Origin of the sequence: Parasphingomonas zepuensis, from assembly GCF_036663735.1 — a bacterium.
Taxonomy (GTDB): Bacteria; Pseudomonadota; Alphaproteobacteria; order Sphingomonadales; family Sphingomonadaceae; genus Sphingomonas.
The window spans coordinates 253,096-271,308 of record NZ_JAXOJO010000004.1 but is presented as its reverse complement, the minus strand read 5'-3'; the positions used below and the strand labels follow the sequence as shown (position 1 = coordinate 271,308).

The 18,213-nt window shown below is 65.6% G+C and carries 20 protein-coding genes and 2 tRNA genes; 10 read left to right on the top strand and 12 right to left on the bottom strand.

Going from position 1 to position 18,213, the window contains the following annotated elements; all coding sequences use genetic code 11:
- Positions 1-140: 140 nt before the first annotated feature.
- The 4 genes from U1769_RS16450 to U1769_RS16435 form a co-directional block, all read right to left on the bottom strand.
- A tRNA-Pro gene (locus U1769_RS16450) sits at positions 141-217 on the bottom strand.
- A 95-nt stretch (positions 218-312) separates the two neighbouring features.
- Positions 313-1,056, bottom strand: coding sequence for an SDR family oxidoreductase (locus U1769_RS16445; protein WP_332718120.1), 744 nt, complete (start codon positions 1,054-1,056; stop codon positions 313-315).
- 44 nt (positions 1,057-1,100) lie between these two features.
- Positions 1,101-1,177, bottom strand: a tRNA-Ile gene (locus tag U1769_RS16440).
- A gap of 59 nt (positions 1,178-1,236) precedes the next feature.
- The gene (locus U1769_RS16435; protein WP_332718118.1) at positions 1,237-2,871 is read right to left on the bottom strand and encodes a sensor histidine kinase; all 1,635 of its coding nucleotides are present in this window, start codon (positions 2,869-2,871) and stop codon (positions 1,237-1,239) included.
- A gap of 178 nt (positions 2,872-3,049) precedes the next feature.
- On the opposite strand from U1769_RS16435, the gene U1769_RS16430 reads away from it, so the two are divergent.
- Positions 3,050-3,517, top strand: coding sequence for an Lrp/AsnC family transcriptional regulator (locus U1769_RS16430; RefSeq protein WP_332718116.1), 468 nt, complete (start codon positions 3,050-3,052; stop codon positions 3,515-3,517).
- Positions 3,518-3,539: 22 nt separating this feature from the next.
- Here the strand turns inward: U1769_RS16430 and U1769_RS16425 are convergent, their stop codons facing one another.
- Both U1769_RS16425 and U1769_RS16420 read right to left on the bottom strand, forming a co-directional pair.
- Positions 3,540-4,829, bottom strand: a complete 1,290-nt coding sequence (locus tag U1769_RS16425) for a hypothetical protein (RefSeq protein ID WP_332718114.1) — start codon at positions 4,827-4,829, stop codon at positions 3,540-3,542.
- A gap of 43 nt (positions 4,830-4,872) precedes the next feature.
- Positions 4,873-6,144, bottom strand: coding sequence for a tetratricopeptide repeat protein (locus U1769_RS16420; RefSeq protein WP_332718112.1), 1,272 nt, complete (start codon positions 6,142-6,144; stop codon positions 4,873-4,875).
- 186 nt (positions 6,145-6,330) lie between these two features.
- On the opposite strand from U1769_RS16420, the gene yaaA reads away from it, so the two are divergent.
- The 6 genes from yaaA to U1769_RS16390 all read left to right on the top strand — a co-directional run bounded on the left by yaaA (position 6,331) and on the right by U1769_RS16390 (position 11,561).
- Positions 6,331-7,083: a peroxide stress protein YaaA gene (yaaA, locus tag U1769_RS16415; RefSeq protein ID WP_332718110.1), complete on the top strand. Its 753-nt coding sequence runs from the start codon at positions 6,331-6,333 to the stop codon at positions 7,081-7,083.
- Complete coding sequence (locus tag U1769_RS16410; RefSeq protein ID WP_332718108.1) at positions 7,080-7,778, top strand: SDR family NAD(P)-dependent oxidoreductase; 699 nt, start codon at positions 7,080-7,082, stop codon at positions 7,776-7,778. The genes yaaA and U1769_RS16410 overlap by 4 nt, the downstream gene beginning before the upstream one ends.
- 108 nt (positions 7,779-7,886) lie before the next feature.
- Positions 7,887-10,631, top strand: coding sequence for a DNA gyrase subunit A (gene gyrA, locus U1769_RS16405; RefSeq protein WP_332718106.1), 2,745 nt, complete (start codon positions 7,887-7,889; stop codon positions 10,629-10,631).
- A 71-nt stretch (positions 10,632-10,702) separates the two neighbouring features.
- Positions 10,703-10,882 carry an antitoxin gene (locus U1769_RS16400; protein ID WP_332718104.1) on the top strand — a complete coding sequence of 60 codons (180 nt, stop codon included), beginning with the start codon at positions 10,703-10,705 and terminating at the stop codon, positions 10,880-10,882.
- Positions 10,870-11,154: a type II toxin-antitoxin system RelE/ParE family toxin gene (locus U1769_RS16395; protein WP_332718102.1), complete on the top strand. Its 285-nt coding sequence runs from the start codon at positions 10,870-10,872 to the stop codon at positions 11,152-11,154. The genes U1769_RS16400 and U1769_RS16395 overlap by 13 nt, the downstream gene beginning before the upstream one ends.
- Positions 11,155-11,216: 62 nt before the next feature.
- The gene (locus U1769_RS16390) at positions 11,217-11,561 is read left to right on the top strand and encodes a DUF952 domain-containing protein (protein WP_332718100.1); all 345 of its coding nucleotides are present in this window, start codon (positions 11,217-11,219) and stop codon (positions 11,559-11,561) included.
- Here U1769_RS16390 and U1769_RS16385 read toward each other — a convergent pair.
- The 6 genes from U1769_RS16385 to U1769_RS16360 form a co-directional block, all read right to left on the bottom strand.
- Positions 11,551-12,819, bottom strand: a complete 1,269-nt coding sequence (locus U1769_RS16385) for a dicarboxylate/amino acid:cation symporter (RefSeq protein WP_332718098.1) — start codon at positions 12,817-12,819, stop codon at positions 11,551-11,553. The two genes, U1769_RS16390 and U1769_RS16385, sit on opposite strands and share 11 nt — an antisense overlap.
- Positions 12,820-12,925: 106 nt before the next feature.
- A complete protein-coding gene (locus U1769_RS16380; protein ID WP_332718096.1) occupies positions 12,926-13,312 on the bottom strand; it encodes a VOC family protein in 387 nt (128 codons plus the stop codon).
- Between the two features lie 13 nt (positions 13,313-13,325).
- A complete protein-coding gene (locus tag U1769_RS16375) occupies positions 13,326-14,261 on the bottom strand; it encodes an alpha/beta hydrolase family protein (protein WP_332718094.1) in 936 nt (311 codons plus the stop codon).
- Positions 14,262-14,283: 22 nt separating this feature from the next.
- A complete protein-coding gene (locus U1769_RS16370) occupies positions 14,284-14,715 on the bottom strand; it encodes a DUF488 domain-containing protein (RefSeq protein WP_332718092.1) in 432 nt (143 codons plus the stop codon).
- The gene (locus tag U1769_RS16365) at positions 14,690-15,355 is read right to left on the bottom strand and encodes a lysoplasmalogenase family protein (RefSeq protein ID WP_332718090.1); all 666 of its coding nucleotides are present in this window, start codon (positions 15,353-15,355) and stop codon (positions 14,690-14,692) included. The genes U1769_RS16370 and U1769_RS16365 overlap by 26 nt, the downstream gene beginning before the upstream one ends.
- 45 nt (positions 15,356-15,400) lie before the next feature.
- Entirely contained in the window at positions 15,401-15,787 is a 387-nt protein-coding gene (locus U1769_RS16360) for a VOC family protein (RefSeq protein ID WP_332718088.1), read from the bottom strand.
- Between the two features lie 114 nt (positions 15,788-15,901).
- Between U1769_RS16360 and U1769_RS16355 the strand changes: the two genes are divergently transcribed.
- The 3 genes from U1769_RS16355 to U1769_RS16345 are packed head-to-tail and all read left to right on the top strand — an operon-like array spanning position 15,902 to position 18,159.
- Positions 15,902-16,720, top strand: a complete 819-nt coding sequence (locus U1769_RS16355; RefSeq protein ID WP_332718086.1) for a DUF3658 domain-containing protein — start codon at positions 15,902-15,904, stop codon at positions 16,718-16,720.
- Between the two features lie 44 nt (positions 16,721-16,764).
- Positions 16,765-17,553 carry a DUF3658 domain-containing protein gene (locus U1769_RS16350; RefSeq protein ID WP_332718084.1) on the top strand — a complete coding sequence of 263 codons (789 nt, stop codon included), beginning with the start codon at positions 16,765-16,767 and terminating at the stop codon, positions 17,551-17,553.
- A 57-nt stretch (positions 17,554-17,610) separates the two neighbouring features.
- On the top strand, positions 17,611-18,159 hold the full coding sequence (locus U1769_RS16345) for a GbsR/MarR family transcriptional regulator (protein WP_332718082.1): 549 nt from the start codon (positions 17,611-17,613) through the stop codon (positions 18,157-18,159).
- Positions 18,160-18,213: the final 54 nt, after the last annotated feature.

Here is an 18,213-nt window from a genome sequence, read left to right as displayed (position 1 = left end):
CCTCTCGCACGTGCACAAGGCCAAGGCGGAACAGCGCCTCGCCGTGGCTCGGCGACGCGCAGCAGACCCCCGCGACACCCGTTGGGCCGAATGCCGACAGCACCCGGCTGAAACGGCGAAGAGACAGCGCTTAGGAAAAATGGTCGGGGAGACAGGATTCGAACCTGCGACATCCTGCTCCCAAAGCAGGCGCGCTACCGGACTGCGCCACTCCCCGACGGATGGGTCGCTTAGGCGGGACGCGGGTGCGACGCAAGGGCGCGCGGTCAGTTTGAGTCGAAGGTACGCATCAAATCCGGGCCGTCGCGCCGCTCAGCCCCGACCGAACAACGGCATGGCGGTCGCCATGATCGTCATGAACGGGATATTCGCCTCCGGCTGCAACGCCGCCATGTGGACCACGGCACGCGCGACATGGGCGACATCCATCATCGGCTCGGCCATGGCCTTTCCATCGGCCTGCGGCGTGCTCCTGCCGAGCATCGTGCTCAGATCCGTCACCGCGTTGCCGATATCGATTTGTCCGGCCGCGATGCCATGCGCGCGCCCGTCGAGCGCGATCGACTTGGTCAGCCCGGTGATGGCGTGCTTGCTCGCCGTATAAGGCGCCGAATTCGGTCGCGGCCGGTCGGCCGAGATCGACCCGTTGTTGATGATCCGCCCGCCCGGCGGCGCCTGGCGCTTCATCACGCGCATCGCCGCGCGCGCGCAGAGCATGCTGCCGAGAATGTTGACGTCGAGCAGCGACCTGATCCGATCCACGTCGAGCTCATCGAGCGGCACCATCGGTGTGGAGATGCCGGCGTTGTTGAACAGCAGGTCGACCCGCCCGAATTCCTGCACCGTCCGATCGAACAGCGCGTCCACCGATAGCGGATCGCTGACGTCGCAGGGGATAGCCAGCACCGGCGCGCTTGCCAGCGCCGCCGTTGCGGCCAGCGCCTCGGTCCGCCGTCCGGCCAGCGCCACGCTCCACCCGGCCTCACCCAGCGCGAGCGCAACCGCGCGGCCGATGCCGCTCCCGGCGCCCGTCACGATCGCGATGCGATGTTCCATGATCCTCCCTCCACGATCGGGATGCCCGATCAGCCGCGGCGGGTTGGTGGGCCCGGCAGGACTTGAACCCGCAACCTACCCGTTATGAGCGGGCAGCTCTAACCAGTTGAGCTACAGGCCCCACCAAGCCGCTCGTTAGCGGAGGGCGCGCCGCGGTGGCAAGCCGCTGCGTCGATCGGATCAACTGGAGGAGAGCTGCCCCACCTGATCGACGAGCGCGGCGGGCAGCCGCAAGGTCAGGACCTGGTCGCCGAGGACCAGCGAGCCGCGCAATTCCACCGCCAGGTTGCGAGCGAGACGCAACGCGAAGCCGGTGCCGAGCAGGGGCGCCTCGTCCCGATCCGCTTCCGTCTCGGCGTCGATCGTCAGCAGGCTGTCACCCGCATAGGCGGCAAGCGCGTGGGGACGATCGAATATCAGCGCAACCACGCCCTCCGCCTCCCGCTTCGCCACGATTCCGATCCGCTCGTCCCTGCTGCCCGCTGCGACCAGCGTCGCCATCAGACGCCCGATCAGCCGCTCGACCGCCCGGTCGTCGCCGGCGATCGCAAGATCGCCATCGCCGGCATGGATATCGATGGCCGTGCCGCGCAGTGCCGACAGGGGCGCGAGATCGCCCGCGACTCGCTCCAGCAGCGGCGCCAGGCGCACCTGGCCCGGGCGAAGCTCCAGCGCGTTGGATTCGATCCGCGCGGCCATGTCGATATCGTCGATCGCGGTCAGCAGGTCGCTGGCCTGGCCGAGAATATCGGCGGCATGGGCGCGATATGCCTGGGGGACCGGGCCAAGCATCTGCGATTCTATCATTTCCGCAAAACCGGCAATGGCGTTTGTCGGTGTTCGCAATTCGTGAACGAGCTGGCGCAGCGCCTCGGAGGCCGGATGACGGCTCGCGCGCGGCTCGGCGCTTTCGTCAGCGCGCGGTCGACGGGCAGCGCCGCGGTAGCCGGTGAAACGACCCGTGGCGCGATCGAAGACCGGCACGCCGGTGATCCGCCACTGGCCGGCCGCATCCGATTCGCCTTCGACGACGAGGCGCGCGTCGGCGAAGTCCGCCCGCCGCCTGAACGCGCCCGCCGCCGCGCCGTCCACGCCCGAGCTACCCGCCACGCTGAGCGAGAGGCCGATCAACGGCGCGCGCGACGCCCCCTCGATCCAGCGGACCACGCCCGCCTCGTCGGTTTCGAACCGGAAGCTCCGCGCCCAGGTGGAATCGCGCTCGAACGGCGCGGGCTGGATTTCCCGCGCGATCGGCGTCTCTTCGCGCAGCCGGCGATAAGCATCGATACGGGCAACCAGTTCGGCGACCTTGAAGCTGCCCGTCACGGCCTCGGGCAAGGGCGGCTGAAAAGGGACGACCTCCGCAACGGCTTGGGCCTCTCGCGGCGGCAGCGTGAGACCAACGCTGTCAAAACTTTCAAGCGCGCGGACCACCGCCTGCGGCAGATCGCGGCGGTGCCGCAGAATCGCCCGTGCCGAAGGCGGCATGTCGGGCAGCAGCGCGATCCATTCGTCCCCCGCCAGCTGCGCCGTCCGCAACACGGGGGTGGCGATGCCTGGCTCGTCTTCGGCAAAGAGCTGAACGAGGGCTGCGGGCGGATCGGCAAGGGCTGCCCCGCGCGCACTGGCGGCGCGCACCGGCAGCGGCACATCCAGGCGAATCGCCCTGAGCCTGGCCATCGCGTCGGCGCCGGGGGGAACATGCCGGCGGGCGATCAGATCGACCAGTTGCCGCCATACCGATTGCGCGCCCAACGGCGTCGAGGTTTCCGCTGCGAGCACCGTTTCAAGACTGTCGTCGAAGCGCAACGTCACTGGCCCTCAGGCGGCCGCGGAGCCCGCGCCGGAGCATTTTATTAACTGGACCGAGTCCCAACGCAAAGACTTGTTTTTCGCGCGTCGCAATGTGGGACAATTGCGTTCGTCGGTAATTATCTTATGCTGAAACCGGGCCGCTCGCCAGAAAGATAGAGCCGGCGGGGAGCTTTGTGTAATGGCGTTTGATTCGATCGACCGGCGGATTCTGGGTTTACTGCAGGATGATGGCCGGATGACGAATGTCGATCTGGCGGAACGAGTCGGCCTGACCGCCCCGCCCTGCCTGCGGCGCGTCCGCACGCTCGAGGAAAACGGCGCGATCCTGGGCTATCATGCGGAGCTGGACGCCGCCACGCTGGGTTACCCGATCACCGTCTTCGCGATGGTCAGTCTGCGCAGCCAGGCGGAGCACGATCTCGCCGCGTTCGAGGAGCATGTCGCGCAGATTCCCGAGATTCGCGAATGCCACATGCTCAACGGCGAGATCGATTTCATCCTGAAGATCGTCGCGACGGATCTGAAGAGCTTTCAGGAAATCCTGACCACTCATCTGACCCCGGCACCGAACGTGGCGAGCGTGAAGACCTCCCTCACGATTCGCACGTCCAAGGCGCTGCCGGGGATTCCGGTCAAGAACGACTGAGCGTTATCCCCGCCGTAGCGGATCACCCCGCCGGCGGCGAATCGAGCCAGATCTTCCACAGCGTCGCCGTGTCGCTTGCCGGCGGCACGGTCACCGCGGACAGATCGCTTCTCGCGCGCTCCTTGTTGCCCGAGAGCGCCAGCGCGATGCCGCGGTGGAGGCGGACGATGTCGGGCTCGGCAACCGTCTTCTCGAGCGCGATGTCATACATTTCGACTGCCTTGGTATAGGCACCCCGGCCAATGCTTGCATCGCCGACCTGCGCCGCCAGCTCGCCACCGGCAGCCTTGCGCGCCGCGGCTTCGGTCGGAGCGCCGGCGGGACCGGCCTTGCCCTTGGCCGGCACGGCGCCCAGCAGCCGGACACTTTCGGCATCCTTGGCCGGGATCGCGCCCGACGCGCGCCCTTCCTCGATCACGGATTTCACTTCGTCCTTCAGGCCGAGGCTGTTCGCGCGGCGGGCATATTCGAGATATTCCTTCTGTCCGCCGAGGCTTTTCGTGACGCGCATCAGGCGAAACAGATCGACGAAGCGCGTATCGCGCTCCCGGCGCTCGGCCAGGGTCAGCTTGCTCTCGTCCTCGTCCTTGAAGCCGTTGATCGCGATCGCATCGTGCCAGTTCGCCCGGGTGCCATAGGCTGCGAGCCATTTGGCGGTCCAGGCCGCCGTCTCCGGTGCCTTTTTCAGGCGCAGGCGCTGGGCGGTGAAGCGGTACCAGCTTTCGGGCGGCTTCTTGCCGGCCGCAACCTGCGCCGTGATCATCGCCTCGAGCTCGGCCGCGCCGGCGGCGACCGTCCCGGCCTCCATGTTCGCACGCACGATCTGCAGGTCCAGCTCATCGTCGCGCAGGCCGTTGTCGCGCGCCTGGCGATAGAATTGCACGGCCTTGGCATATTCCTTCCGCGCATAGGCGAAATCGCCGCGCGTATAGCTGTAGCGCGCGAGATCCTCCTTCGGCGTGCGCGGATCGGCGATCAGCTCGTCGAGCGGTTTGACCAGCGCCGTCTGCGTCTGCACCGTCGGCGGCAGGACGCTCAGCAGCTTCACGCGCAGGGTCCGCGCGACATAACGCTCGCTGTCGTTGCTCGCGCTCCGCTCGACGGTCGCCACGGCGGTCTCGGCGCCGGCCAGGTCATTGGCCTTGAGCGCAGCGGACGCGGCGGCGGCCGACTGCCGCACCTGTTTCGACAGGACGAACGCGGCACCCGGGCCCGCCGCCGGAATATCCTTCGCGGCGGCTGACGCCGTGAGGGACAGCGTCGCCGGGCCGGCGAACAATGCCGCCAGCGCGATCGTTGATAGTGTCTTCATGCCGCAACTCTCTCCAAAAACTTACGCGAGCGACCGGAGTCGCTCAGGCGGTAAGCTGTGGCACGTCCAGCCAGATTGTCCAGAATTGAGCGATATCGCCGAGCGGCGCACCACTGACCTTGGCGAAGGCCGCCTTTGCCTCATCCTTCCGGCCCAGATTGGCGAGCGCATAACCGATCCGCAGATTGACCTCATTGGCGTTTACGCCGCCCTTGGTGAGGGCAGCACCGTACAGGTCGATTGCCTTGGCGTAGTTGCCGGCAGCGAGGTTGACGTCGGCGCCTTCGAGCACCTTGGTGCCCACCGTCGCGTCCTGCGCCCGCTTCTCGTAGACGGCCGGGGTCGACTCCATTGCGATCGAGTCCTTCGCGGTCTTGTAGATCCGCGCGGCATCGGCGCTGGCGGCGGGAATTTTTCCCGTGCTGCGCCCGGCATCGATCACCGTCACGGCCTCCCAGGGGTAACCCGAATCGACGGCCGCCTGGGCATAGCGAAAATAATCGCCCTGATCGGTAAGCGCACCGGTCGTGCGCATCATCCGGTACAGTTCCAGCCTTTGCGCCTTGTTGAAGGTCGTCCCGCTGGGATCGACCACCTTGCGATAGTTGAGCACCCCGGTCTGCCAGGTCGCGGATTTCGGATATTCCTTGAGCTGGCGCGCCAGCCATTTCTCCGCGCCCGGCAAGTCCCGCGCGGCGAACAAATTGGTCGCGGCAAAGCCGTACCAGGATTCGGGCGCCTTGCGGCCGGCCGCGGTTTCGGCCGCGATCGCCTTGTCCAGCTCGGCGATCGCCTCACTGGTCTTGCCCGTCCCGCCATAGGCACGGGCGAGCGACACCGACAGCTCGGCACCGGCGAAGCCGAGCTCGCGTGCCTTGAGCAGATACGGGATCGCCTGGTCATACTGCTTCGCGTCGAGCGCGAGACCGCCGCGCACATTATTGTAGGTGACCAGCGTGTCCGCCGGGGTCTTGGGATTGACGATGAGCATGTCGAGCGCCTTGGCGATCCCGGCATTGTCGTTCTTGGAGCTGGCGATCTGCAGGTGGAAGATCCCGACGAAATAGCGGTCGTCGTCGGTCTTCGCGGTCGGCTCGGCAGCGGCGAGCTGAGTCTCGGCCGTCGCGAAATCCTTCGCCTTGATCGCCGTATCGACCGCGACCGCACCCTTCTGGAATTCGGCCGACGGCGTGATCGCGGGGGCGGCCGCCTTGTCGCCCTTCTTCTGCTTTTGGGCGACGGCAGGCGTGGCAACCATTGCCGTGGCGCCAAGGGACAGCATCAACGCAAACGCAACAGGGTGAACCATCTTCATCGGTGAAAAACTCCTCAGGCGGATTGGCGGCCGATCCATTCGCAGCCGCCTCTAATTGGCAGGGCCCCACCGTTCAAGCGACGGCGGTTCATGGGGACCAATAGGCATCGCGGCGGTGAACGCTCATTGAACGCGCCCGGGTCCAACCCTTTGACTCCCGATGCGCCCAACGCCTAGGCGCGAGCGGTGATCGCCCTGCTTTCCCCCGCCAAGACGCTCGACTATGAACGGCCCCTGCCGCCGGTCGATGCCACCGTGCCCCGGTTCGCCGCCGAGGCAAGCACGCTTGCCGCAGCTGCCGCAAATCTCAGCCAGAAGCGTCTGGCCGAGCTGATGGACATCTCGACGAAGCTGGCGAAGCTCAATGCCGACCGCTTCGCCGGGTTTGACGCGCAACCGGAGCGGCCCGCGCTCTACGCCTTTGCCGGCGACGTCTATCTCGGCTTCGAGGCGCGGACGCTTGACGAGCCGGGCGTGGACTTCGCACAGGATCATGTGCGGATGCTGTCGGGCCTCTACGGACTGCTCCGCCCGCTCGATGCGATGCGGCCATACCGGCTGGAGATGGGCACGCGCTGGGCGCCGCGCCGCAAGAGCCTCTATGCCTGGTGGGGTGATCGCATCGCCGAGGCCGTACGGGCCGATGTCGAGGCGGAGGGATCGGGCGTCGTGCTCAACCTCGCCAGCCAGGAATATTTCGCGGCCGTGGCGGACAGGCTCCCGGCGTTGCGGGTGATCAACGTGGATTTCCGCGAGCCCGGCCCCGCCGGCCCCCGCTTCGTCAGCTTCCACGCCAAAAAGGCGCGCGGTATGATGGCGCGCTGGCTGTGCGAGCACCGCGTCACGGAGGCGGATGAGATGAAAAACTTCGACAGTGCCGGCTACCGCTTCGATGCGGCGGAAAGCACCGCCGACAGCTGGCGCTTCCTGCGCGCATGAGTGGCGTGGCGATCATCATCGGCACATCCGGCGGCATCGGCGGGGCGCTGCACGAGGCACTGATCGACGAAGGCACGTTCGACTCAGTCCATGGCTTTTCCCGCAGTGCCGAGGGAGCAGCGCATCTCGACCTGACCGACGAACCGAGCATCGCGGCAGCCGCCGCAACCGTCGCGAAGGGTCCGGCACCGAGTCTGATCGTTATCGCCACCGGCCTGCTCCATGCTGGTGAATCCGGGCCCGAGAAATCGATGCGGGAACTCGATGCCGCCTGGCTCGCCCGCAACTTTGCCGTGAATGCGATCGGGCCCGCCCTTGTCGCCAAGCATTTCCTGCCGTTGATGCCGCGCACCGGGCGCACGGTCTTCGCCGTGCTGTCGGCGCGGATCGGCAGTATCGCCGACAACAAGCTCGGCGGCTGGTACGGCTATCGCGCTTCCAAGGCGGCGCTCAACATGCTGGTCCGCACCGCCGCGATCGAACAGAAGCGCCACAACGACCGGTCCATCGTCGTGTCGCTCCACCCGGGCACCGTGGACACCGATCTGTCGCGCCCGTTTCGGGGCAACGTCACGCCGGGAACGCTGTTCGATCCGTCCCGCGCGGCGGTGCAGTTGCTCGACGTGATCGACGGGCTGAAAGCGCCTGACAGCGGCAGGCATTTCGCATGGGACGGCGCCGAGATCGCGCCGTGACACCCCTCGCGTACGCGCGCGTACGCATGAGCACGCGCGTGACAATTGGAGTCTGCTCGGCTAGAACCGTCACGCAACCGACATACACTTTCCGAAAGATGTAAAAACTTGACCGACGAGACACTCCTCGCCGACCCTTCCGATATTTCCCCGATCTCGATCGTCGACGAGATGCGGTCGAGCTATCTCGATTACGCGATGAGCGTGATCGTCAGCCGCGCGCTGCCCGACGTGCGCGACGGGCTGAAACCGGTGCATCGCCGCATCCTCTTCGCCAGCCAGGAGGGCGGCTTCGTCCCGGGCCGGCCGTATCGCAAATGCGCCAAGATCGTCGGCGACGTGATGGGCAACTACCATCCGCACGGCGACAGCTCGATCTACATGGCGCTCGCCCGCCTCGCCCAGGATTGGGCGATGCGCGTGATGCTGATGGACGGTCAGGGCAATTTCGGATCGATGGATCCGGATATGCCGGCGTCGATGCGCTACACCGAAGCGCGGCTGACCAAGGCGGCCATGGCCCTGCTCGAGGATATCGAGAAGGACACGGTCGATTTCGCGCCCAACTATGACGGATCGCGCGAGGAGCCGACCGTGCTGCCGGCGCGCTTCCCCAACATTCTGGTCAACGGCGCCGGCGGCATCGCCGTCGGCATGGCGACCAACATCCCGCCGCACAATCTCGGTGAAGTGGTCGATGCCTGCCTCGCCTATATCGAGAATGGCGGGATCACCATCGAGGAACTGATGGAGATCGTGCCCGGTCCCGATTTCCCGACCGGCGGGATCATCCTCGGCCGCGCCGGCTGCCGGGCGGCCTATCATGAAGGCCGCGGCTCGATCATGGTGCGCTCGCGCTACGTGATCGAGGAAGGGCGCGCCGACAAGCGCTCGATCGTGCTCACCGAGATCCCGTACCAGACCGGCAAGAACGCGCTCGTCGAAAAGATCGCCGAAGCCGCCAAGGACAAGCGCATCGAGGGCATCTCGGACATCCGGGACGAATCGAACCGCCACGGCGTGCGCATCGTCATCGATCTGAAGCGCGACGCGACGGCCGAGGTCGTGCTCAACCAGCTCTGGCGGCACACGCCGGCGCAATCGAGCTTCCCGGCCAACATGCTCGCGATCCGCGGCGGCCGGCCCGAGACGCTCAACCTGCGCGACATCATCGAAGCGTTCGTCAAGTTCCGCGAGGAAGTCATCACCCGCCGCTCCAAGTTCGAGCTGGCGAAGGCGCGGGAGCGCGCGCACATCTTGCTCGGCCTGGTCGTCGCGACGACCAATCTGGACGAGATGGTCAAGATCATCCGTGGTTCGTCGAGCCCGCCGGTCGCGCGCGCCGCGCTGCTGGCGCGCGAATGGCCGATCGCCGAGATCGCGCCGTACATCAAACTGGTCGAGGCGGTGGAGAAGGAGATCGAGGGCGACAGCTATCGCCTGTCCGATATCCAGGTCCGCGCGATCCTCGATCTGCGCCTGCATCGCCTGACCGCGCTCGGCCGCGACGAGATCGGCGACGAGCTCAAGACGCTGGCCGACTCGATCACCGAGCTGCTCGCGATCCTCGCCGATCGGGTGAAGCTCTATGCGGTGATGAAGGATGAGCTGGCCGCGGTCCGCCTCGCCTTCGCGACGCCGCGCAAGACCGAGATTGCGGCTGCCGCCGACGGCATCGACGACGAGGACCTGATCGAGCGCGAGGACATGGTCGTCACCGTGACCATGCAGGGCTATATCAAGCGCACCACGCTCGACACCTTCCGCGCGCAGCGCCGCGGCGGCAAGGGCCGCGCCGGCATGGCGACCAAGGAAGAGGATATCGTCACCGAGCTGTTCGTCACCTCGACGCACACGCCGGTGCTGTTCTTCTCCACCGCGGGCAAGGTCTATCGCATGAAGGTCTGGCGCCTGCCAGAGGGCGGCGCCGCCACCCGCGGCCGGCCGATGATCAACCTGCTCCCGCTGGCCGAAGGCGAGACCATCTCGACCGTGCTCGCCTTGCCCGAGGACGAGACGGAATGGGGCAAGCTCCACGTCATGTTCGCGACGGCGAGGGGCACCGTGCGCCGCAACTCGATGGATGCGTTCACCAACGTGCCCACCAACGGCAAGATCGCGATGCGCTTCGACGAGGGCAGCGACGATCGCCTGATCGGCGTCGCCTTGCTGACGGAAGAGGACGACGTTCTGCTCGCCACCCGTCAGGGCAAGGCGATCCGCTTCGCCGGCGACGATGTCCGCGAATTCCAGAGCCGCACCTCGACCGGCGTGCGCGGCATGACCCTGAAGGAGGGCGACGAAGTCATGTCGCTCTCCGTCCTGCACCGGGTCGGCACCAACCAGGAGGAGCGCGAGGCCTATCTCCGCTTCGCCCCGTGGAAGCCGGAAAAGGAAGGCGAGCCCGACATGGAGCAGGCGCGCTTCGAGGAGCTGGTCGCGCGCGAGCAGTTCATCCTCACCGTCTGTTCGAACGGGTACGGCAAGCTGTCGAGCGCCTATGAATATCGGCGCACCAATCGCGGCGGCCAGGGCATCACCAATATCGACAACATCGCCCGCAACGGGCCGGTTGTGGCGAGCTTCCCCGCCTCCAAGGGCCATCAGCTCATGCTGGTGACCGATCAGGCCAAGCTGATCCGCATGTCGCTCGGCGACCTGCGCGTCATCGGCCGCGGCTCGGCCGGCGTGAAGCTGTTCGATGTCGGCAAGAACGAACATGTCGTCTCCGCCGCCCGCATCGAGGAAACCGAGGAAGAGGCCGAGATCGATCTGTCCGACGGCCCGATCGCCGGCGAGCCGACGCCCGATGGGGATACCAGCGAGGATCTGGCGGACGGCGGCGAGGCCTGATGGGGGAACGCCCGCCGCACAGGACGGCGGGCGCCCTCGCAAGGCCGGTCAGGTCATGCTATATTTCGCCAATGAAGGCTGAACGCGCGATATTCGAGCAGACGGATCCTGATGCCGAGGCGTCGGCCGACACTCGGGCGGACGCCGATATCCAGGCCGGACGAATCGTCGATCATGCCGAAGTCGCTGCGTGGCTTGCCAAATGGGGCACTCCCGAAGAGACGCCGGCACCGTCCGAATGGCTCGCATAGTCTGGACGCGGGAAGCCCTCGCCAATCTCGAGCTGATCCGCTCCTACATTCACCAGTTCGATCCGCAGGCGGCACGACGCATGGCGCGTCGACTGATCGAGGCCAGCGACACCCTGCAAGTCTATCCGGATCGCGGCCGTCCGGCGGAGCGAGGAAGGCGGGAGCTGGTCACGATACCGCCCTATATCATTCGGTATCTGGTTGACGGCGACCGGGTCTTTATCGTCGGAATTCGTCACAGCGCGCAACTTCCGGACGACGAGGAAGCTTGACGGTCGTAGGCGCGGCTTTCCGAGTGACTTGAGAAACCGGTCAGCTTCGAAGAGGGAATCGCATGACGTCACTAACGGCCTATAAGGTTCTGACCGGCGAGCAGATGGCCGCGCTCGAAACCGGCAGCTTCGCAGGCGCGCCGATCGACCTGACGGACGGCTATATCCACCTCTCGACTGCGCAGCAGCTCGACGAGACCGTCGACAAGCATTTCGCCGGTCAGTCCGATCTGCATATCGCCGCGGTCGATCTCGACGCGCAGGGGGAGACGCTGAAATGGGAGCCTTCCCGCGGCGGTCAGCTCTTCCCGCACATCTACGGCCCGCTCCTGCTGGAAACGGTGATCGCTTATGGCCCCATCGAGCGCGACGAGCAGGGCAAGGTGAAGCTGCCCGTTACGGGCTGACTTCCCCGTCGTCGGTCGCCGGGGGCGCGACGATCGCCGCTACCGCCACGTCCGCCGTCACGTTCGCCACCGTCCGGAACATGTCCGGGATCGTATCGACGGCCAGCAGAATCGGCAGCAGCTCCAGCGGCGCGCCCAGCGCGAGCGCGGTCGGCGTCGCCGCCGCGAAGAAGCTGACCGCGCCCGGCATGCCGATCACCACCAGGGTCGACAGCACCGCGAGCGGGATCGCAAGCAGGATCTTCACCAGGGGTATGTCGATCCCCACCATCCACGCCATTCCCAATCCGAACAACAGGCACCCCGACGGGGCGGTCACCTTGAACACCGCAACGGCCAGCGGCAGGATCACCCCGGCATCGCGGTCGCTGATGCCGATCCGCTCCGCGCTGACCAGCATCGCCGGCAGAGTTGCGATCGAGGATTGCGTGCCCGCCGCGACCGCCTGGGCCGGCGCGACTGCGCGGGCGAAACGCCACAGGGGCACCCCGCCCGGCCAGCGCGCGAGCCCATAGCAGATTGCCGCCAGCACCAGCGCGAGCACGATCTGGACCAGGATATAATGCCCCAGCGCCAACGCCGCGCCGATCCCGGCAGTCGCGCCGATCGCTAATGCCAGCGCGAAGATACCGATCGGCGCCACCCGCAACACCCATCCGACCACGACGATCATCGCATCGCCAAGCCCGCGGAACGGCTCGAGCGTCGCCCTCGCCCGCCCGCGCTCCACCCGGCTCAGGGCCAGTCCGAACACCAGCGCAAAGACGACCAGCGGAACGACTGCACCCTGCGCGGCGGAGGCGATGACATTGACCGGCACCATCGCACTGATCGCCTCGGCTGTGGACGGAATCGCCGGCGGCGCGCTTGCCGGAAAATTGGCGCGGAGCCCCGCCACGGTCTCGGCCGGCAGCGGGAAAAGTGCGAGTAAAGGCGGCACCAATAGCGCGGCGATCACGGCGGAAAATATCAGGAATCCGGCGAGCACCAGCGGCAGCCGGGCGCCGATCCGTCGCGCCGGACCATCGTCTGCGGTCGCCAGATCGGCGACTCCGGTGACAACCAGCGCGAAGACCAGCGGCACGATCGTCATGCGCAGGCAATCAAGCCACAGGCCGCCGATCAGCCGCATCGCATCGATCACGGCTGGCCGGTCGGTGCCGATCAGCACGCCGACGGCGAAGCCAGCGACCAGCGCGAGCAGCATCCAGCCGGGCCCGGGAATGGACGTTCGCAACGCGCGCAATCGGGCAATCACCACCGACGCCTCCAGCAAAGTTCATCGGCCGATATGTCATGCGGCCGCGCGTCAGCCCAGCGCCAACGCATCTGGCGCGAGACGCCGATAATCGCCGCGGAACGGATCACTCCGGCCGCTGGCAGACAGCCTCGACATTGATGCCGTCGGGATCGAACACGAACGCCGCGTAATAATTGGGATGATAATGCGCCCTGATGCCAGGCGCGCCATTGTCCTTGCCGCCCGCCCCCATCGCCGCTTCGTAGAAGGCATCGACATCGGCCCGACTGTCGGCCGTAAAGGCGACATGGATGCCCGCCCCCTTCGGCCCGCCATTGCCGACCCAGAAGAACGGCTTGCCCTGCTTGCCCAGGCCAAGGCCGTGATAGCCGCCAGTCTCTTCCGGCGTGACCTCCATCATCAGCCCGATCCCGAGCGGCGCGAGTGCTGCCTCGTAGAAGCGGCGGGAAGCGTCGAGGTCCGACGCGGCGATGCCCATATGATCGATCATCGATGTCCTTCCTTTACCGCCCGGCCGCGTCCAACTCGGCCTGGTCGAAACTGATATCTTTCCCGGCAGTATCCGCCACGATCTTCTTTGCGACCAGCGCCGTAACAGGCGCGAGGATGCTGAAATGATCCCGTCCCTCAACAGCGAAGAAGTTGATATGCGGATTGCGGTTGCTCCGGCGCATCGCCTCCAACTCGTCCACATTGCCGCGCCCGGCTCCCTCGAAGACGAACACCGGACTGCGCACGGAGCTCAGCCAGAGCCCGGGCGAGCGCAGCTTCATCTCGCGATCGTCTTTCGAATCCGCATAGACGAACTCACCGGCATAATTGCGCACATCCGCCACCGGCCCGAAGGAGAAGACGCTGCGGAAGCGCCCGCTCATCTCCGCGGCCAGCAATACCATCGTGCCACCGGTGCTGTGCCCGGCGAGATAGATCCGCGCCGGATCGACATAATCGAGCTTGGCGAGATAATCGGCCGCCGCGAGCACATCGTCGATCTCGCCATAAAAGCCCTCGCGCGATCCGGGATTGTCATTGCCGCCGCGCAGCGACGGGTAAAAAGTGACGATGCCGGCGTCGCGGAAGGCCGAAGCCGTCTGGTCGTTCGCAGGATCTTGCGGGTCCCAGAAACTGCCAATCGTGTTGCTGTCCCCACCCGAGATCCAGATCACCGCGGGATGGCGCCCGGCAGTCTTGGGGCGGGGTGTGAGGTAACCGACATTGGAGCCCAGCGGGGCCGGATAATGAATACGCTCGAGCACGCCTTTGGGCGGCTCGGGTGCCGCGCTTCCGTCGCGGGTCGGCTGCACCTTGGTCGTGAACCCCGCGCGAGCAGCGGCAAGGGTCTGGGTCTCCTCCCCCATCCCTTGCGACTGACCGCAGGCCGTCACGGTTACGGGTGCCAGCATCAAGGCGAAGGCCAGTAACAGCTTCGAGTGGTGCATTTTCCGGTCCTCCTGAAGTCGATCAGGCGTAAAGGTCCACCACCTCTGCGTCTCCACCAAACGCGTCCAGCAACAGCGTGCGGTGGCAGACGCAGGGGTCGCGCTCGAAACACAGCAAGGCGCTTGGCTTTTCGCCGGCGAGATCAAGCATCTGCGCTGCCTGGGCCTGCGCCTCGGGCAGTTCGAGCTGCCCGGCATAAACTTCCTCAAGCGTTGCCCGGTCGCCCTTTTTGGCGGCATCGCGGCCGCGCTTGGGGGTGCCGAGCGCCTTGAGATGGACATAGCCGATCCCGGCTTCGAGCAGCGACGCCGCAAGCGACGATTTCGAGAAACCCGGCCGTCGCGACAGCGGCAGTGCTCGGACGTCGATCACCCGCTCCACGCCCGCGCGCGTCAGTGCGGCGAGGAAGTCGGCCATCGTCGTGCCCTCATAGCCGATGGTGAAGATCTTCATTGCGCTTCCTGACTTCGAGGGTTCTCAGCACGCCGTAAGCGATAAACGTCTGGCCGCCGAGATAGAGCGGCCAGATCGTCAGCGCCGGAATGACCGAGTCCTTCAACGGCCCAAGCTCGGCAAAGATCAACAAATCCGATGCGGCGAACATCAGCGCCCCGGTCGCGACGAGAGTCCGCGGAAAACGGCTGTACCAGGCGGCACCCGCCATTCCCCCCAGCCCGGTCGCATAGACCGTGGCGCCAGCATCGCGCGTAATCGCGAACGCGACAGCGGGGATCGCCAGCGCAATCGCGACCGCCACTGCGCCACCCTCTTTCCGGCGGTTGGAGAGATAGAGCAGGATCGACACCAGATGCCCCGCCAGGAAAGCCACTCCGCCGATCACGATGCCGGATGTCTCCAGGACCACATCGCCCAGCGTGCCGAGCGCCAGCAGCGCCGTAAGCAGCCAGCCGTTGCGGTCGCGCGCGGCGAGGCCGGCGCAGAGCGTCAGCAACCCGACGCATATCCCCTTCCAGGCGACGAACAGGGCGCCCGACAATCCCAGATGACTCGCCGCCCAAAAGCTTAGCCCAGCGATGACTGCGGCGGGAAACAGCCAGAAATGCGGGAATGGCGGGAATTTGGTCTCGGTCATCACAGCGGTATCGCGCTCCGCAAAGGATCGCGCAATCCATCCGCCTTACCCGGGCAAATGACAGACCGCCTCGACATTGATCCCATCCGGATCATGCACGAACGCCGCATAATAATTCGGATGATACTGCGCCCTGATGCCCGGCGCGCCATTATCCTTCCCGCCCGCCGCCATCGCCGCCTCGTAAAATCCGTCGACCTGCGCCCGCGACGCGGCCCGGAACGCGACATGCGTACCCTCGCCCGGCTGCTCATTGTCGGCGAAGACGAAGAAGGGCTCGCTGTCGCCCATCATGACCGCGGTTCCGCCGCTCTCGGTCTCGGCCGCGTCGATCACCTGCAGGACTCGGATACCGAGCGGCGCCAGCGCGGCTTCGTAAAAGGCGCGCGATTTTGCCAAGTCAGTCACCGCCAGACCGATATGATCGAGCATGCTGCACTCCTTCCCTATTGGTCGCGTCACAACGCACGGCAGCGGCTTTCCACCCTTAAGACGCGATTGAGGAACTCGGGTGTATCGATCGAGGCGGAGCCCGGAAAAGAACAGATGATCCATATCCTCTTCGATTCGTCAGCGGCGGGCACGCTGCGGCAAGTCCTGTTTGATCGAGGCATTCGGCAAAAAGTCGTCGACCTGCAGGGCGCGCTCGACTTGGGCCCGATCTCGAGCGGCAATTTCGAGGATCGAGAGGCCTGGTTCGAGCATCACATCCCGGGCGATATCGGAGATTGGGACTGGATCGCCGAACACGTCGCCGAATTCCGGAGAAAACTTGCCGCCGATGCCAAGCGACTGATCTGGATCGCACCCAGCTCGGCAGCAGAGCAATCGGGATTATACTGGTTTCTGGCACAGTTCGGCGCAGCCGACGCGCGGATGATCGTGGCGGACTATCCGCTTCGTGATGCGTGGCGCGGTGGGCCACCCTGCTGTCTCGGCGAGCTCCAGCCGGCGGCAATCGCCGAACTTCTGGATGGATGCCCTCGCGTCCCGCTGGATAAGACGCGCTTTCCCGCAGATCGGTGGAGGGCGCTGATGGCCGAAGATGCGCGTGTTCGCGTAGTGGAAGACGGCGTGCTCAATAGCGCCCCAGACGATTATTTTGATCGGTTCTTTCTGTCGCGTTGCACGAACGAGTGGACCAAATGGACTCGCGCCTTGGCCGACGCCACAATCCACACTTGGAAGTTCGGCCACAGCTCAAGCCATGCGCTGCTACACTGGCGTCTTCGCGAACTGGTAGCGCGAGAAGAGGTCGCCTGCGATGGCGATCTTCCCCTCTATCACGCTGGGCCCACCGGAGAAGCACGGGTCCGACGCGTCACACCGCACGGCAGCCGCTTTCCACCCTTAAGGCGCGATTGAGGAACTCGGGAGTATTGATCGGGGCGGAGCCCGGAAAAGAACAGATGATCCATATCCTCTTCAATTCGTCAGCGGCGGGCACGCTGCGGCAAGTCCTGTCTGATCGGGGCGTTCGGCAGAAGGTCGTCGATCTGACGAACATGCTCGATTGGGGACCGATCTCGAGCGGCCATTTCGAGGATCGAGAGGCCTGGTTCGAGCATCACATCCCGGGCGATATCGGAGATTGGGACTGGATCGCCGAACACGTCGCCGAATTCCGGAGAAAACTTGCCGCCGATGCCGACCGACTGATCTGGATCACACCCCGCTCGGCAGCAGATCAATCAGGATTATACTGGTTTCTGGCGCAGTTCGGCGCAGCCGACGCGCGGATGATCGTGGCCGACTATCCGCTTCATGATGCATGGCGCGGCGAGCCACCCGATAGTCTCGGCCAACTCCAGCCGGAGGCAATCGGCGAACTTCTGGATGGGTGCCCCCGCGTGGCGCTGGGTAAAGCAGGCTTTCCCGCAGATCGGTGGAAGACCCTGATGGCCGAGGATGCGCTTGTTCGCGTCGTGGAAGGCGGCGTGCTCAATAGCGCTCCAGACGATTATTTCGATCGGTTCCTCCTGTCGCGTTGCTCGAACGAATGGACCAAATGGAGACGCGTCATAGGCGACGCGATTGTCGAGGCCTGGGATTTCGACCACAACCCCTGCGAAGCGCTGATGCATTGGCGTCTTCGCGAACTCGTGGGGCGAGAAGAAATTGCCTGCGATGGCGAGCTTCCCCTCTATTATGCAAGGCCTGCGAGAGAAGTAAGGGTTCGTCGCATCACGGCTGGCTGAGTGATTGACGCGGCCTCCGATATCTCGTATTTCTGTTTTTACAGAAACGAGAAACATATGACTCTCACCGATCATCCCGACGTCAAGGCCTTCATCCTTCATTGGGGGGAGATGGGCACGCAATGGGGCGTCAACCGGTCGGTCGCGCAGATCCATGCTTTGCTCTATCTCTCGGACAAGCCGATCGATGCCGAGGCGATCGTCGAAGCGCTCGGCCTTGCCCGTTCCAACGTCTCGACCGGCCTCAAGGAACTCCAGGGGTACGGCATCGTCCGCCGAGTCCATGTCGAAGGCGACCGGCGCGACCATTTCGTCGCGGAAACCGACCTGTGGGAAATGCTGATGCGCATTACCGCGGAACGCAAGCGCCGCGAGATCGACCCCACCCTCGCCCTGCTCGCCGAGCTTTCGGAGCGGATGAAGAACGACAAGGCCGCCCCGGCCCATGTCCGCGAGCGCGTGATGCGCATGCATGAATTCATCTCGACGCTCGGCGGCTGGTACGATCAGGTCCGCACCCTGCCCAAGCCGACGCTGGTCACGCTGATGAAGCTGGGCAGCAAGGTCGCCCGGTTCATTCCCGGCGCGAAGGCGAAGGCCGACTAGCCACCTGCGTCGATGGTCAAAGGAACCCGGCCCAAGGCAGCTTTACGTGGCGTG